Source organism: Bacillus sp. B1-b2, from assembly GCF_009183415.1.
In the GTDB taxonomy this organism is placed as follows: Bacteria; Bacillota; Bacilli; order Bacillales; family Cytobacillaceae; genus Niallia.
On the sequence record NZ_WEHU01000004.1, the window covers coordinates 186,376 to 201,202 of the forward strand.

The following is a 14,827-nucleotide window of genomic DNA, read 5'->3' on the forward strand; positions in this document are numbered from 1 at the left end:
CGAGATTAGCGAGACAGTCCGAGACCCAGTACAGAAGCAGCTCGTAGATGGGCCCCGTGGAAAGTGACCGGTAAACCTCGGAAAACATGGACTAAACTATATTCAGTAGGGTTTGCTATACACGAATAAAAATAGTATTACTTTTTCAGTGGCTTCATCTGCGAGACAGCCGAGAACCTGCAGACTAAAAGAAGGCCGCGGCTCAGCGCGAGCCACACAGAAAATGAAACCCCGTAACGGAAATATCCCCCATTCAGTGGAATTTTTAATATTTTTCCTTATATTTCCCCTCAACTACATTGAAGGGTTTCTTGACAAGCTGACTTGATGATTTTTTCATCAAGTTATTTTTATCTCCAAATAATAAACATTTATTCCTATAACGAACGAATCACCCACATATATTCGCTGTTCAGAACAGTTACTAATGTACCAAAACTATTGTTCTATGATAATATTCCTATTTTTTGATTATATCCAAATAATAAGGTCAATAGTCTTATAGTGTATGATAATATAATTACAAATATACCTAATTATTTGGGAGTGAGTGTAAAAAATGAAGAAGAAAGTCACAGTATTAGCCACTACCGCCATCCTATCAACTGCCTTTGCAGCAAATGCTTCAGCTAGTACATATGTAGTACAAAAAGGGGACACACTTAGTCATATAGCAAAAAAATATAATACATCTGTAAAAGAATTGAAATCCATCAATAATCTTTCATCCGATTTAATACGAATTAACCAAACTTTAACTGTTTCTACTAGCTCTACAACAAATAGCAGTGAAACACAAACAAACACAAATACAAGTACAAATAACACAGCCGCTAAAACGTATACAGTAGTTTCTGGAGACACACTAATTAAAATAGCAAACAAATTTTCTATTAGTCTAGGAGAACTGAAGCAGTGGAATAATATAACTTCTTCTCTTATTTATCCAGGCAATGTATTTTATGTATCAAAGCCAAATGGCTCATCAACAAATGAGAATACTTCTAACACAAGTCCTAGTGAATCTTCTAATAATGGAAATACAAGTGGGGATACTACTTCTGCAACAGGTATCTATACAATTAAGAGTGGAGATACCTTAAGTAAGATTGCCTCTAGCTACAGCATGAGTGTTTCCAAATTAAAGCAATTAAATAATTTAAAATCAGACCTAATTTTTCCTGGTCAAAAATTAAAAGTATCTGATTCTGCTTCAGAAACAGTAACAGATACAAATAATAGTGGCAATAGTGGGTCCACAGCTCCAGAATTTATCTCAGATGGAAATAGTGGTTCTGTTTCTACTGATATTGTCTCTGTTTCAAAAAAATTAGTAGGAATACCATATGTATGGGGAGGCTCTTCTACATCTGGATTTGATTGCAGTGGATTCCTGTATTACGTTCTTAACAACAGTGGAAAATCCATCGGTCGCTATTCTGCACAGGGATATTACGATCGCAGCTATTATGTAGATGTTCCTAGTGTTGGAGACATCGTCTACTTTAAAAACACCTACAAAGAGGGGATTTCCCATCTAGGTATCTATATTGGTAACAATGAATTTATTCATGCAGATTCTAGTGGAGTACGCGTGACAAGCCTAGATAATTCTTATTACAAAAAACATTTTGACAGCTTTAAACGCCTATACTAGTAATAATGAGGCTCTCTATTGTAGACAGATTGTTATTAATCTTTCTATAGTGGGGAGCTCTTTCTTACTTAGACTCTCCTCCCTCCTCTTTCAGCATCTTATGTCCCCTACCATCTCCCTAAAAAAAGGGTTATAATTATAAAATGGACTTTTTTAGAATCGAACATCCTAGAAACAAACTCTTACTAGTGGAGGGATAGCAGTGTTCCCAGAGAAATACTTTGAACCATTAAATTATTTTGCAGAAAATCTGCAAGATATATTGGATAAAGATAATCCCAACATTCAAAAGGTTGTGGAAAAGGGACTGATGCTATATAGACAAAGCTTTGTCTCTCAAGTTAAGTTTTCTAATGAATATATTCAAGCAGTGGTTCAAGATGTTACACCTGTCAAAGTAACCTTAGATTTAGACTACATAAGCAATAGTAATTGTACTTGTCATGCAGATGGCTTCTGTCGTCATCAGCTAGCCTTGTTTTTTTATTTATTAGCACAGGTAGGTAAAGTTTCTAGTTGGTTAGATACCTTTCGTAAGCCAGTTAGTAAAAGCATTGATTTTAACAGCCTTGGAATAAAACGAGCTAGTGATTTACTTAAAGAAACCACCGAAAAAGAGCAATCCTATCAAGAATGGATGAAGAATTTGCACACGCAGTTTCAGTTGATCATGGAAGCTAATAGTGAAAAACCATATATGATTGCAGAAATGTACTACGTCTATATGCGTAAAATCAAGTTAAACTCGCCTAGGCAGACAGAATGGAAATTGCTTTATTCTGTAGTATCTCAGGTCTACACATTTAACCAGCTTTTCCTTTTAAGTGAAAAACAAGACCATAGTGCGCAAACAATTAATCGTTACTACCGCCATATTTTACATGACTTAATTAGCGGCATTCAAAATGATTTAAATAAATTATCTAATTTCACTTTTCCTTTTGCTTTTGATGATTATTTAAAGCACCTTAGAGTAGATGTAGAGAACCTTCTTTCCATCCAGCCTGTACTGGAATTTGAATCAATTCAATTATTCCGTATATTGTGGACGAATTTATTCACTAATAAATCGATGAGACAAGAAGAATTAGAGAAGCGACTTACACAAGAATCTTCTTCAAGCTTTTCTGAAAAAATAGGCATCATTCATCTTTTATTTCTCTTACAAGAAGATAGTGAAGCAATGAACCGAATTCAATCTCACTCAACTAATATCACTTCCTATATGCTGTATTGGATTGATTATTTATCTTCTAGAAGATTATGGAGAAGAATGGATGACTATATTCCATTATTCATTCAGGAATTAAAAAATTATCTGGCAGAAATAGATGATGATGATTTTTGCCATGAATTCACTAATATGGTTATTAAATCGATTAGTCCTTATTGTAAAGCAGAGAACAAGGAAGACATTTTGGAAAAAGTATTTATCCAAACGCTTCCATATAGTTTCCGTCGATACGATGATTTCCTCTATACAAAAAATCAATTAGATAAATGGATTGATTTATATACTTTAGCGGGATACGGAATTGATTATCTTGGAAAAGACCAATTGAAAACACTACAGGAATATGACAGTACCTTACTTATCTCCCTGTACCACCGTTCCATACAGGATCATATTGATGAAAAGAATAGAGAGCACTATCGCAAAGCTGTCCGCCAATTAAAAAAACTGCGTACTTTGTATAAAAAGCAAAAGAACCAACAGGAATTTGAACAATTTCTTTTCATACTTTTAGATCGTACAAAACGTTTAAGGGCCTTTCATGAAGAATGCAGAAAGGGTAAATTAATTCATGCTGAAAACTAATTATCTGAAAATTAACGTACATTACTATGAACAAACTGGCTTTTTTTTAACAGGTGAAATCGATCATCAATATTTATATCCTTCTTACTGGAAGAAACTTCTTTTTCAGCATCATAAGGAAAGCTATTATGGCACAATCTTAGATAGCTATACCTATGAAGGAATAGAAGGAATTCTTTTAAACTCCTGGCAGCTAGTAACCTTACTAGCTAACGAACGTTTTAATCGTTATATAGAGTGGGATTGGAATGATACAGCACAAGTTTGTCTTTCTGCAGCGCCTAGTTTATTAGAGGCCATTGAAAAAAAAGAATGGATCCCTGATTTTGCTCAGTGGGAGATGGAGCAATTTTCTTGGGCACTTCCTGAACGTGTAGTGGAAGAGTTCGATCCGAGTTTTTGGGAAATGACTTTAAATGATGAGTTAGCAGATCGAACAAACGAGCAATTTATTCATAAATGGTTTCACCAATCTCTTGATCAGTATTTAGAGGCAAATAATGAGACAAAGCACCAATTTAATCAAAAGATGACTGCACTAAGAAATACAAATATTCCGACCAGCAGATTATCTGCATACTTTACCGAATCTACCTTTCAAGAATGGATGGGGTTAAAAGATAATGAACATCCATTTACATTGGGAATTCGATTAGAAGAGCCAGCAGAGTTGAGTTCTACTTGGAATTTAGATGTATTCCTTCGTTCTAAGGATCAGCCTGATTTCGTAATAGATAACCATGATGAAAGCAATATGCCAAAAAAATGGATGCCTTATGCTTCTTTTATAGAAGAAGAACAAGAACGTTGGATTATGCTCTTTCCTTGGCTACAAGGAAAAAAAGGTCTTACCAAACAATTAACAGAAGAGGAAGCATGGGAATTTCTCTCTGATGCAAGTGAAACATTCCTAGCTCTTGGCATTGAAATATTGCTTCCATCCTGGTGGCAAGCAATGAAAGCAGCCAATTTAAAAGTGAAAGCTAAGCTAGCTACTACAAATCACAGACCTTCCTTCGTTGGATTACAAGCAATGCTTGATTATAACTGGCGTTTCTCCATGAATGGAGTGACTCTATCGGAAGAAGAATTTAATCAGTTAGTGGAAGAAAAAAGACGACTTGTTTTTATTAAGGGAAAATGGATTAAGCTTGATCCTTCATTTATCCGCCAAATTCAAGAATTAATGAAAAAAGCGGAAAAAGAAGGCTTACATGTTCGTGATATCATTGAGCAAGAGCTTATGAGAGAGGAAGAGCAGCAAGCAACAGATCTAGAGAACCCAAAAACCTTTGCAAAAATCCAAATTGAATTAAATAGACAATGGCGTACGATGATTCAGCAATTAAAGGAAGTGAAAAATCTTCCTATAGAAGAGGTGCCAAAGGGCTTCTTAGGCGAATTACGGCCGTATCAAGCACTTGGGATGAGCTGGCTGTTATTCTTGCGCAAATATGGCTTTGGAGCCGTTCTAGCAGATGATATGGGACTAGGAAAAACGGTTCAACTTATTTCCTACTTAATGAAAATTAAAGAAGAAACAGAGAGCTCTCCTGCTCTTATTATTTGCCCTACTTCTGTGCTTGGAAATTGGCAAAAGGAATTAGAACGGTTTGCACCAAAGCTTAAAGTATATTTACATTACGGATCTAATCGCTTGAAGGGAGATTCCTTTATAAATAAGGCACAAGAATCTGATGTTATATTAACTTCTTATGGACTTGTAAATATCGATCTTCCTCAGTTTGAATCTATTACATGGAGCTCCATTTCAATTGATGAAGCACAGAATATCAAAAATTCTCAGACGAAACAATCTCGTGCAGTACGTAAATTAAATGGTCAGCATTATATTGCCCTTTCTGGAACGCCAATGGAGAATCGTTTGAACGAATTATGGTCCATTTTTGATTTCACTAACCATGGCTATTTGGGTAGCCTTGGTCAGTTCCAAAAACGGTTTGTCATACCAATTGAAAAAGAAAATGAACAAGATAAAATCAATCAATTACAAGGACTTATCCGTCCATTCCTACTTCGGAGAACGAAGAGAGATGAAGAGGTTGCTTTAAACCTTCCTGATAAATTAGAACAAAAGGAATATTGTCCATTAACTACAGAGCAAGCTGCTTTATATGAACAACTGGTTACAGATACCTTTATTCAGATAGAGCAATTATCAGGATTTGAGCGAAAAGGTCTTGTATTACAAATGCTTAGTAGATTAAAACAACTTTGTAATCATCCTGCTCTTTATCTTAAAGAAAATAAACCAAATGATTTGTTAGATCGTTCTGTCAAAATGGAAAAGCTAGTAGAACTAGTAGAAGCTATAATAGAACGAGGCGAAAGCTGCCTTATCTTTACTCAATATATTGAAATGGGTCATATGATACAAGAAGTAATTAAAAAGAAATTTAATGTAGAAGTACCCTTTCTTAACGGAAGTGTACCTAAACAAAATAGAGATAAATTAATTCAATCCTTTCAACAAGGAGAATTCCCTATCTTCCTTCTATCACTAAAAGCTGGTGGTACTGGTCTAAACCTGACAACAGCAAATCATGTGATTCATTATGATCGATGGTGGAACCCTGCAGTGGAGAATCAAGCGACAGACAGAGCCTATAGAATTGGGCAAACTCGATTTGTTCATGTTCACAAAATGATATGTACAGGAACTCTTGAAGAAAAAATTGATGCCATGCTAGAAAAGAAACAATCTTTAAATGATCAGATTATACAAAATGAAAACTGGATGACTGAGCTTTCAACAGATGAATTGAAAGACTTAGTAACCTTGAATTAACTACATGTAGTATTTATTCTAGGAGGGTTTATGTTTGAAAACATTTAAACTAGTTTCTTTACAAATAGTGTCGAACGGGAAAGTAACTCCCATTAAGCTTAATGATGGGTTAATTATCAACAAAGAAGATGATCACAATCGCTGGCTAATTGAAATTTATTCTGATTATACGATTACCTCTTTCTTTGAAGTAGCACATACCGAACAAGAGGAGCTATTGGTTCATGCTACAATCACAAAAAGAGAGAATGATCCTGCGCCATTTCAAGTGAAGGTATTATCGATTCAAACTTTAGGAAATAAAGTAAGCATTCTTTTAGAGGGAACCTTGAAAAGAGATCGAAGCGACTATGCACAGCTGCTTCTTCAGCATTTATTAGAAAAAGGATATACAGGAGAAGAACTTTCTAATAAGTTTGGAGAGATGATACAAAACAAGCCACAAACCTTTTTGGAAAAAAAATAATAAGATGGAAATGGAGCAGCACTAAAGCTGCTCCATTTTCAGGCTGTCGAGAAACCCCTCAATGTAATAGAGGGAGAATATAAAGTAGTATATTTAATCAATCCACTGAATAAGGGGATGATTTACGTTACAGGGGTTCGCTTTCCGTGGGGCTCGCGCTGAGCCGCTTCGGCCTTTGGCCTGCAGGGTCTCAGCTGTCTCGCAGATCCCACAGGAGTCTCACCCCTTCCACTCCAATCATCTGGATAAAAATTCTATTTTATCTTTCTATTATACTTTTTCTATAAGATGGAAATGGAGCAGCACTAAAGCTGCTCCATTTTTATAGTACTATTTATAACTTATTGGTCTACGTCGTCTTTATCGTTTGCATCATTTTTGTCTTCGATCATATCTTCACCAGCACCGTTATTGTCTTTAGTTGCATCTAAATCATCGCCAGTATTTTGATCTTGTTCATCTGTTGCATCATCATTATCCATATCTAAATTTGTATCTGGAACAACATCGTTATCGTCTAAATCTGTATCTTCGACATTTGTATCATCATCTGGTGCTGGACTTTGTTCGTCATTATCGCCACAACCAGTTAATAACATGGCAGATAACGCAGATACTCCAAGTAACTTAATCCATTTTTTCTCCATCATCTTTAACCCCTTTTCTTATTACATCTTATTGACCTTATTGCTGGTCAATAATTAGGTTATCCAATAATAGAGATTTATTGCAGAATATTGGTGACTTCCAATATTAAACTAAAGAGCCTAAAAAAAGCACTTGGGTAAGTGCTTTTAGACTAAAAATTTTTTTTACTTATTCTTGCTTATCTCCTAATGCAAACATAATTTCTGCTTCACATACGATTACTCCGTCTACTGTTGCTACACATTTTCCTTTGCCGAAGTTTCCACGTACTCTAATCATTTCCACCTCTAAGTGAAGCTGATCACCTGGGCGTACTTGCTTTTTAAAGCGGCAGTTCTCTATACCTGTGAAGAATGCTAATCTTCCTTTGTTTTCTTCCTTAATTAACATAGCAACTGCTCCAACCTGTGCAAGTGCTTCTACAATTAGTACACCAGGCATTACTGGATAATCAGGGAAATGTCCATTGAAATATTCCTCGTTTGCTGAAACATTTTTAATACCTACTGCTCTTTTTCCTTCTTCTACTTCTAAAATTCTATCCACCAATAAAAATGGGTAGCGATGAGGAATAATTTCTTTAATTTGATTTATATCTAACATTTTTATGACCTCCTACTAATATGTGGTTATATATTATTGTACTAAAAAACAGACTAAAAAAGGAAGGGATAACCTTCCTTTTTAAAAATAAAAACCTAAAAAGGGTATTATTCCTATGCCTCCTTTTAGGTTATCCAAACTGTTTTATTATTTTTCATTAACTAAGTCCATAATATGAGTCCATGTTTCTAGTTGGAAGATATCCATCGCTTTGCCATCTCCCATAATACTATAACCTATAATTGCTCCTACCATGATACTAATAGCCATACACAAAATGATGACAATCACACGTAGCCAAACTGGAAAAAGACGAACTCTCACTTTCACCTCTGAAGAAGTACTTTCTTCCTGATTTTGTTTTCGCTCCTCTTTAACCTGTTCTCTTGTTTTTGTCATTTCCTGACTGCTACTATTCAGTGTCATTACATTTCTCCTTTTATCGTATTCCATTCACCAAGCCCATCATTTGATCTGCAAGAGTAATGGATCTGGACTGAAATTGATAGGAGCGCTGTGTAGCAATTAGGTTAACCATTTCTCTGCTCATATCAACATTTGATTGCTCTAAAGCATTCTGTTGTATCGATATTTCATTTCGTAAAGCACCATTCAAATCAGTTAGCACTTGTTCTCTATTTGCTTCATCTGATAGGCGATACAAGTTATCCCCAGTTTTATCTAAGCTTTGCGGGTTATTAGCATAAGTTACACCAAGGTTTATATTTTGACTTCCACCATTAGTTAAGTTTACGGTCAAAGTTCCAGTCGATGAAAAGGCATAGTCTTTAACATTATTATTCATTACAATGGGATTGTTATTCTCATCTAATATTGGAAAGCCTTGATTAGTTACTAACATATTTTCTGTATCTGAGATTGGTGATAAATAAAACGCACCGTCTCTTGTATAACGTACCTCAGTTGTGTCACCATCTTGTACTAACACTCTATATAACTGTCCCTCTTTTGTAAAAGCTGTATCTAGTGGTCGATCTGTTGTCTTCAAGTTACCTTGCGTCATCACAAGTTGTGTTTGAGCTAGTTTAGCTCCATTTCCTTGTCTAATTCCATTAGGCGTTTGACGACCAACCTCTTCCTCCAGATTAGCTTGGTTATTCACTTGTTGGAAAAGCAAATCTGTAAACGTTGCATTTGTTTTTTTATATCCATTAGTATCGACATTAGCCATATTATTACTAATAACATCCATCTGTTTTTGCAGTTGATTGAGCGTGTTACTAGCGATAATCATCGTTCTATTCATTACTTTCCCCCTGCTTATTATACTTTTCCAATTTGATTAGCAGCTTGTTCCATGCTTTTATCGTATGCTTGAAGCATTTTTTGATTAGCTTCAAAAGCTCTATATGCAGTCATCATATCAGTCATCGTTCTTGCTGTATCTACATTGGAGTTTTCAATAAAGCCTTGCTTAATCTGAAAACTAACTTCTCCATTTTCCAGGGCATTTTGAAGGACAGTTCCTTCTGGAGCACGATAAAGTCCATCACCCTCTTTTACTAAATCCTCAGGAGAATCTGAATAGCCAATACCTAATTGATACACTTCTCCAGCACTTCCCGTTATTACCCCACCAGAGGATACCGTAAAGTTTTCGTCCGAAAGCTGAATTGGATTATTATTTTGATCTAGTACATATAGTCCACTGCCAGCTGTTAAATAACCTTGTCCATCTAACGTAAAGTTGCCATTTCTACTATAGCGAACATCTCCATTGGCATTTTGAATGGTATAAAATAAACTTCCACCTTGATTTGTTTCATTACCAGGTACATTAATATTAACAAGTGCTAAATCTGTTTTTAAATCTGTTTGATTAATATCCCCTTGAGTAAAAAGAGGAGTGGTTTCCTGCATATAAACACCTGTAGAAAGAGCACCAATATTGGACTTCCCTTCTATAACACCTGCTTTTTCACCAATTCGCTGCTGCAATAACTCAGGAAATGATCTAATCGATGACTGATCTGCTTTAAATCCAGGAGTCGTACTGTTTGCCATGTTATTTGAAAGCATTTCTGTTTTTCTCTGTTGTGCAATCATTCCAGAAGCTGCTGTATAAAAACCTTTAAACATACCTATTCTCCATTTCTACCCGTTGTCTTTTTTTCCTTATCTTTTATTATAAAAAAAATACCTTCACATTACATTATATTTTGTTGAAAAAAGTCTAAAATTGTTTCTTTTACTCCTTATTCATTATAATTGCTAGGAAAGACTACTATCTACTGGTAGTTTTTGTGAGATTTTTTGGAATCAATTCTCTATCCGATTACAATTTTTCATTTCATTAATAAAAAAACCGATAAATTTTATAATTTACCGGTTTTTTATGTTTAGCTTTCAAAAATACGGGTAATATTACGATAGGATTTCATTTTCCTATGCATAAACACTCTGAATTTTATTCGTTTGTTTATGCATCCCCCTATTTTATCTTCTTAGCTAAATTTTCTTTTTGGAAGACGATCAATATTGTCTAACATAATCCCCGTTCCAATAGCAACACAATCCATAGGATTTTCTGCCACTAAAACTGGTACCTTTAACTCATCAGCCAATAATAAGTCGATACCATGAAGCAATGCTCCACCACCTGTTAGAATAACACCACGGTCAATTATATCAGCAGATAATTCTGGCGGAGTACGTTCAAGCACACTCTTTGCTGCTTGTACAATTACTGCTACTGATTCTCTTAATGCTAGCTCAATTTCATCTGAATATACTTTAATTGTTCTTGGTAATCCAGTTACCATATCGCGTCCGCGTATGTCCATCTCTTCTTTTCTTGAGTCTTGGAAAACTGTTCCAATATTAATTTTAATATCTTCTGCTGTACGTTCACCGATCAGAAGCTTGTATTGGCGTTTAATATACTGGAGAATTTCACTATCGAACTTGTCTCCAGCCATTTTAATACTAGAAGAAGTAACAATATCCCCCATAGAAAGAACAGCTACATCTGTAGTTCCTCCACCAATATCAACTACCATATTTCCACTTGGTTGGAAGATGTCCATTCCTGCACCAATTGCAGCAACTTTTGGTTCTTCTTCCAAATAAATTTTCTTTCCACCGCTTTTTTCAGCAGCCTCTTTGATTGCTTTTTGTTCTACACTTGTAATATTAGTAGGACAGCAAATAAGAATTCTAGGCTTTGATAAGAATCCTTTTACATTTAATTTATTAATAAAGTATTTTAACATAGATTCTGTTACATCGAAATCCGCTATTACTCCATCTTTTAATGGACGTATAGCTACAATATTTCCTGGTGTACGACCAACCATTCGGCGAGCCTCTTCCCCTACTGCCAAAACTCTTCCTGTATTTCGGTCAAGAGCTACCACAGAAGGCTCATTTAAAACAATTCCTTTTCCTTTTACATGAATTAATACATTAGCGGTTCCTAAGTCAATCCCGATATCTTTAGATAACATTTTTGTAACTTTCCTCCTTGTTTCAATGGTTATTTTTATCTCATTCATTTTCACCATAATTTACTATACAGAGGCAAAGAGCTCGCTCTAAACCTAATGAACGATTTTATGATAATCAAGCTAATTAATGATATCTAAATCTTGCCCTATATAAAAAAATCCACAACAAAATCATACCAATCTCTTTTGCGGACCCATTTTTCGTTTCATGCTTAAATCGTATGTTTTTTCTCTATATATTCATACCACTCTAATTTTTTATTTTATCACAAGCATGGAGAAAGAAGTAACTATTTGTCAAAAAAACAGCTTTTTTATGTATTTTAATGTCATTTTAATAGTAGATTTCTACCATATATTTATCCTACTTTTCTTAAGTATGTAAAAGCGCTTTCTTTAGTAGCGTTTTCACCTATATTTAGCCGATGCTTTCTGTTCATCTATTGCCCCTAAGCTCTTTCATTATAAAGCGTTGCTAGCAATCACCTTCAACATAACAATCCCAAAAAAAAAGACCTTGTTATCCAAAGTCTTAGAGTAACAGTTATAGAATATTCTCACCTTTGTTCTTTCTAAGTTCTTATTGTACAGTTTCCCCTTCTAACTCTTCTTTCTTGTATTTCATTTTTGTTGCTTCTCCCCCACGAAGATGTCTAATCGACTTATGGTAATCTAAAATTTCTTTTACTTCGTTAGCAAGATCAGGGTTAATTTCAGGAAGCCTTTCTGTTAAATCTTTATGGACTGTACTTTTGGATACGCCAAACTCCTTCGCTATTACACGAACTGTTTTTCTCGTCTCCACGATATACTTTCCAATCTTGATAGTTCTCTCTTTGATGTAATCGTGCACACCACTCGCCCTCCCTAAATTGGATGTGAGAAGTGTGAAATGAGACTCGCTTTTCGCTTCATCGAAATTCTTCATCCCGCACGTTTCCTTTCTAGCTATATTCACCATGCGGCAGAAAGGCAGTAGCTTTCTGTACTTATTATGAATAAACATGTCCTCGACTACATATCCATTGTCTTCAAACGACCCCTCACTCCAAACTTCCTCTTTGTAAGGTTTGTAACATTCTATTAGCCTGGGTATAACTTTATGCCGAAAAAAGTGAATAGGGACAAGGTTTGTCTCATTTTTTATATAAAAGTGCTATTTTTAATGATTTTTTTGCTCCTATTTAAAAATTAAGTATTCGTTAAGGTTCGTTTTTTACAATACAAATACAAAGGGATAAGACAAGAAAATACGCTCTTCTCGTTAAGAGCATAGAAAAGGAAGGAACAAACAATGACTTCGAAAAAGAAGATGAAATGGATTGTCGGGTTATCAAGTGTTGCGACTTTTACAGGGATAGTTGGATTACTTCAACAGACAAATACGAATTCCGTGCAAACCGCTATGACGGAAAACACAATGGCAAATAGCAATGCAGGTGTAAACGAAAGCGAAAATCAAAACCCGTTTTCAGGAAACACAGAAGTTCCAGAGGAAAGCATTCCTTCTTTAGAAGGAGATACTTCTACAGACAGTAGTGATTCTTGGGCAGGTGATTATCCTGCAGATAGCTCCACTAGTCAAAATGATACAAGTGATTCTGCATCAAGCTCTGTACCTTCTGATTTCTATAATGGTCAAGCCCCACAAGGCCCTAATTCTAGCTATCCGAGTAACGGCAGTGAGAATTACAGTAATTCCCCAGCAATGGGAGGAAGCTCTTCTGCAAATGGCAGTATGGAAAGTGAAAGCGGAGCACTTCATGGACAAGCATCATAAGAAGGGAGGTAATTATTTTGTTAACCTTTTCTTGCATGAATACGAACATACACATAGTAGATATTCCAGAAAAGTGGAACAACAAAGTTAAACAACTATTTACGAGGGCAGAATGTACTCTTTCTAGATTTAAGAAGGAGAGTGAGCTTTCTCAATTGAATCGAACAAGAAGTATCCCCTTTGTTAGTAGCCCTATTCTCTTTGAAGCAGTAAAAGTAGCAAACCATTATTATCATGTCAGTGCAGGAATTTATAATCCCTATATGGGGAAGCAAATCTCTACTCTAGGATATAACTGTAGTTTTGATAATATGGATCATCCAACCATTCCATATAACCAAGTAACCTCTGCCCCTTTTCAAGATCATGTAGCTATAAATACAGGAATGAAAAGTATAAGTATTATTAATGATGTACAAATTGATTTAGCGGGCATTGCAAAGGGCTGGACAGCACAATGTATAGCAGATCTATTAAAGCAAGAATATCGCGTTTCAAGTGGAGCAATTGTTGCAGGTGGAGATATCTACGCATGGGGAACAGAGTTAAAAAGGAGAGAGATCATCATAGACCATCCAGATTACTCTAATAAAGCGCTTTGTTCCTTTCATTTATCCAAGGATGCGGGTGTAGCTACAAGCTCCATAAGAAAAAGAAGTTGGATTTCTTCTGAAGGAGAAGCACTTCATCATATTTTACATCCAAAAACTGGATATCCCGCTTACTCCGATTTGGTTCAAGTGACCATTATCGCACCTACTCTAACAGAAGCAGAAATACTAACAAAATGTCTACTTGTATTAGGATGGGAAGAAGGTAATCAACTTGGCAATAGAATGTCTATTCCTTATATGGCCATTTCCTTAACAAAAAACGGAAATCTAATTATGACTAAGGATAACTATTTTTTCACGAGAAAAGGAGTAAAGATATATGAATCAAGTTATTGACTATCTTGCCTCATATTTAAGTATATGGAATGTAACAAGAGCGGCAGGAATTACAGCTTACTTACTATTATTTTTATCCATGATGTCAGGCATTCTTTATAAATTACCAGCAAATTCTACTTTATTTAATAAATATTTGCTTCAAATTCACGAATCGACTGGATGGTTAGGACTACTTTTTGGTATGACTCATGGTTTGGTTCTTCTCTTTGAAAAGAACTATACCAACTATACTATTATCAATATACTTATTCCTTTTACTACTAAGCAGCAAGTCTTATCTTTATCTTTAGGTATTCTTGCTTTTTATGGCATACTTACTCTCATAATTTCCACTGACTTTTTAAAGAAGCTTGGGAAAAAAACTTGGAAATCTATTCATTTTTTATCATTTCCTACGTTTTTCTTAGCATTGATGCATGGTATTCTAATGGGATCTGATACTAATAATATAGTAATGATTCTTCTCTACTCTATTACAGGAATTGCTATTCTATCTCTTACTATAATGAGATTATGGATTGCAAAGTATAATAATAAAACAAAGCTAGTAAAAGAGCAGCCTCCAGCATAAAATGACGAAATAACTTTCTCTTTTTTTCGACTTATTTCCCGAGAAATTGTCAGC

14 protein-coding genes are annotated in these 14,827 nt (G+C 35.1%); 7 read left to right on the forward strand and 7 right to left on the reverse strand.

Annotation, left to right across the window (positions count from 1 at the left end):
• Positions 1–559: 559 nt before the first annotated feature.
• The 4 genes from F9279_RS05745 (at position 560) to F9279_RS05760 (ending at position 6,751) form a co-directional block, all read left to right on the forward strand.
• A complete protein-coding gene (locus tag F9279_RS05745; protein ID WP_152111823.1) occupies positions 560–1,657 on the forward strand; it encodes a LysM peptidoglycan-binding domain-containing protein in 1,098 nt (365 codons plus the stop codon).
• Between the two features lie 202 nt (positions 1,658–1,859).
• Positions 1,860–3,476 carry an SWIM zinc finger family protein gene (locus F9279_RS05750; RefSeq protein ID WP_152111824.1) on the forward strand — a complete coding sequence of 539 codons (1,617 nt, stop codon included), beginning with the start codon at positions 1,860–1,862 and terminating at the stop codon, positions 3,474–3,476.
• On the forward strand, positions 3,463–6,285 hold the full coding sequence (locus tag F9279_RS05755; protein WP_152111825.1) for a DEAD/DEAH box helicase: 2,823 nt from the start codon (positions 3,463–3,465) through the stop codon (positions 6,283–6,285). The genes F9279_RS05750 and F9279_RS05755 overlap by 14 nt, the downstream gene beginning before the upstream one ends.
• A 34-nt stretch (positions 6,286–6,319) precedes the next feature.
• Positions 6,320–6,751 (forward strand): YwpF family protein, encoded by a 432-nt coding sequence (locus F9279_RS05760; RefSeq protein ID WP_152111826.1) that lies wholly within the window; start codon positions 6,320–6,322, stop codon positions 6,749–6,751.
• A 341-nt stretch (positions 6,752–7,092) separates the two neighbouring features.
• On the opposite strand, the gene F9279_RS05765 is transcribed toward F9279_RS05760, so the two are convergent.
• From F9279_RS05765 to spoIIID, 7 genes are all read right to left on the reverse strand, one after another.
• Entirely contained in the window at positions 7,093–7,398 is a 306-nt protein-coding gene (locus F9279_RS05765) for a hypothetical protein (protein WP_152111902.1), read from the reverse strand.
• Between the two features lie 169 nt (positions 7,399–7,567).
• Positions 7,568–8,002: a 3-hydroxyacyl-ACP dehydratase FabZ gene (fabZ, locus tag F9279_RS05770; protein WP_152111827.1), complete on the reverse strand. Its 435-nt coding sequence runs from the start codon at positions 8,000–8,002 to the stop codon at positions 7,568–7,570.
• A 147-nt stretch (positions 8,003–8,149) separates the two neighbouring features.
• A complete protein-coding gene (locus tag F9279_RS05775) occupies positions 8,150–8,428 on the reverse strand; it encodes a DNA-directed RNA polymerase subunit beta (protein WP_152111828.1) in 279 nt (92 codons plus the stop codon).
• A 13-nt stretch (positions 8,429–8,441) separates the two neighbouring features.
• The gene (locus F9279_RS05780) at positions 8,442–9,269 is read right to left on the reverse strand and encodes a flagellar hook-basal body protein (RefSeq protein ID WP_152111829.1); all 828 of its coding nucleotides are present in this window, start codon (positions 9,267–9,269) and stop codon (positions 8,442–8,444) included.
• A 17-nt stretch (positions 9,270–9,286) separates the two neighbouring features.
• On the reverse strand, positions 9,287–10,102 hold the full coding sequence (locus tag F9279_RS05785) for a flagellar hook-basal body protein (RefSeq protein ID WP_152111830.1): 816 nt from the start codon (positions 10,100–10,102) through the stop codon (positions 9,287–9,289).
• A 365-nt stretch (positions 10,103–10,467) separates the two neighbouring features.
• A complete protein-coding gene (locus F9279_RS05790; protein ID WP_152111831.1) occupies positions 10,468–11,469 on the reverse strand; it encodes a rod shape-determining protein in 1,002 nt (333 codons plus the stop codon).
• Between the two features lie 580 nt (positions 11,470–12,049).
• On the reverse strand, positions 12,050–12,322 hold the full coding sequence (gene spoIIID / locus F9279_RS05795) for a sporulation transcriptional regulator SpoIIID (protein WP_016204804.1): 273 nt from the start codon (positions 12,320–12,322) through the stop codon (positions 12,050–12,052).
• Between the two features lie 441 nt (positions 12,323–12,763).
• On the opposite strand from spoIIID, the gene F9279_RS05800 reads away from it, so the two are divergent.
• Genes F9279_RS05800 through F9279_RS05810 form a run of 3 tightly spaced genes read left to right on the forward strand, consistent with a single transcriptional unit; the run spans position 12,764 to position 14,773 of the window.
• Positions 12,764–13,249 (forward strand): hypothetical protein, encoded by a 486-nt coding sequence (locus F9279_RS05800; RefSeq protein ID WP_152111832.1) that lies wholly within the window; start codon positions 12,764–12,766, stop codon positions 13,247–13,249.
• 35 nt (positions 13,250–13,284) lie between these two features.
• Positions 13,285–14,199 (forward strand): FAD:protein FMN transferase, encoded by a 915-nt coding sequence (locus tag F9279_RS05805; protein ID WP_193224477.1) that lies wholly within the window; start codon positions 13,285–13,287, stop codon positions 14,197–14,199.
• Complete coding sequence (locus F9279_RS05810; protein ID WP_152111834.1) at positions 14,183–14,773, forward strand: ferric reductase-like transmembrane domain-containing protein; 591 nt, start codon at positions 14,183–14,185, stop codon at positions 14,771–14,773. Before F9279_RS05805 ends, F9279_RS05810 begins: the two co-directional genes overlap by 17 nt.
• Positions 14,774–14,827: the final 54 nt, after the last annotated feature.

Coding starts and splice junctions, on each gene's coding strand:
- fabZ (WP_152111827.1), bottom strand. CDS start 8,002: ATGTTAGATATAAATCAAATTAAAGAAATTATTCCTCATCGCTACCCA.
- F9279_RS05785 (WP_152111830.1), bottom strand. CDS start 10,102: ATGTTTAAAGGTTTTTATACAGCAGCTTCTGGAATGATTGCACAACAG.
- F9279_RS05765 (WP_152111902.1), bottom strand. CDS start 7,398: ATGGAGAAAAAATGGATTAAGTTACTTGGAGTATCTGCGTTATCTGCC.
- F9279_RS05805 (WP_193224477.1), top strand. CDS start 13,285: ATGAATACGAACATACACATAGTAGATATTCCAGAAAAGTGGAACAAC.
- F9279_RS05775 (WP_152111828.1), bottom strand. CDS start 8,428: ATGACACTGAATAGTAGCAGTCAGGAAATGACAAAAACAAGAGAACAG.
- F9279_RS05745 (WP_152111823.1), top strand. CDS start 560: ATGAAGAAGAAAGTCACAGTATTAGCCACTACCGCCATCCTATCAACT.
- F9279_RS05780 (WP_152111829.1), bottom strand. CDS start 9,269: ATGAATAGAACGATGATTATCGCTAGTAACACGCTCAATCAACTGCAA.
- F9279_RS05755 (WP_152111825.1), top strand. CDS start 3,463: ATGCTGAAAACTAATTATCTGAAAATTAACGTACATTACTATGAACAA.
- F9279_RS05810 (WP_152111834.1), top strand. CDS start 14,183: ATGAATCAAGTTATTGACTATCTTGCCTCATATTTAAGTATATGGAAT.
- F9279_RS05790 (WP_152111831.1), bottom strand. CDS start 11,469: ATGTTATCTAAAGATATCGGGATTGACTTAGGAACCGCTAATGTATTA.
- F9279_RS05800 (WP_152111832.1), top strand. CDS start 12,764: ATGACTTCGAAAAAGAAGATGAAATGGATTGTCGGGTTATCAAGTGTT.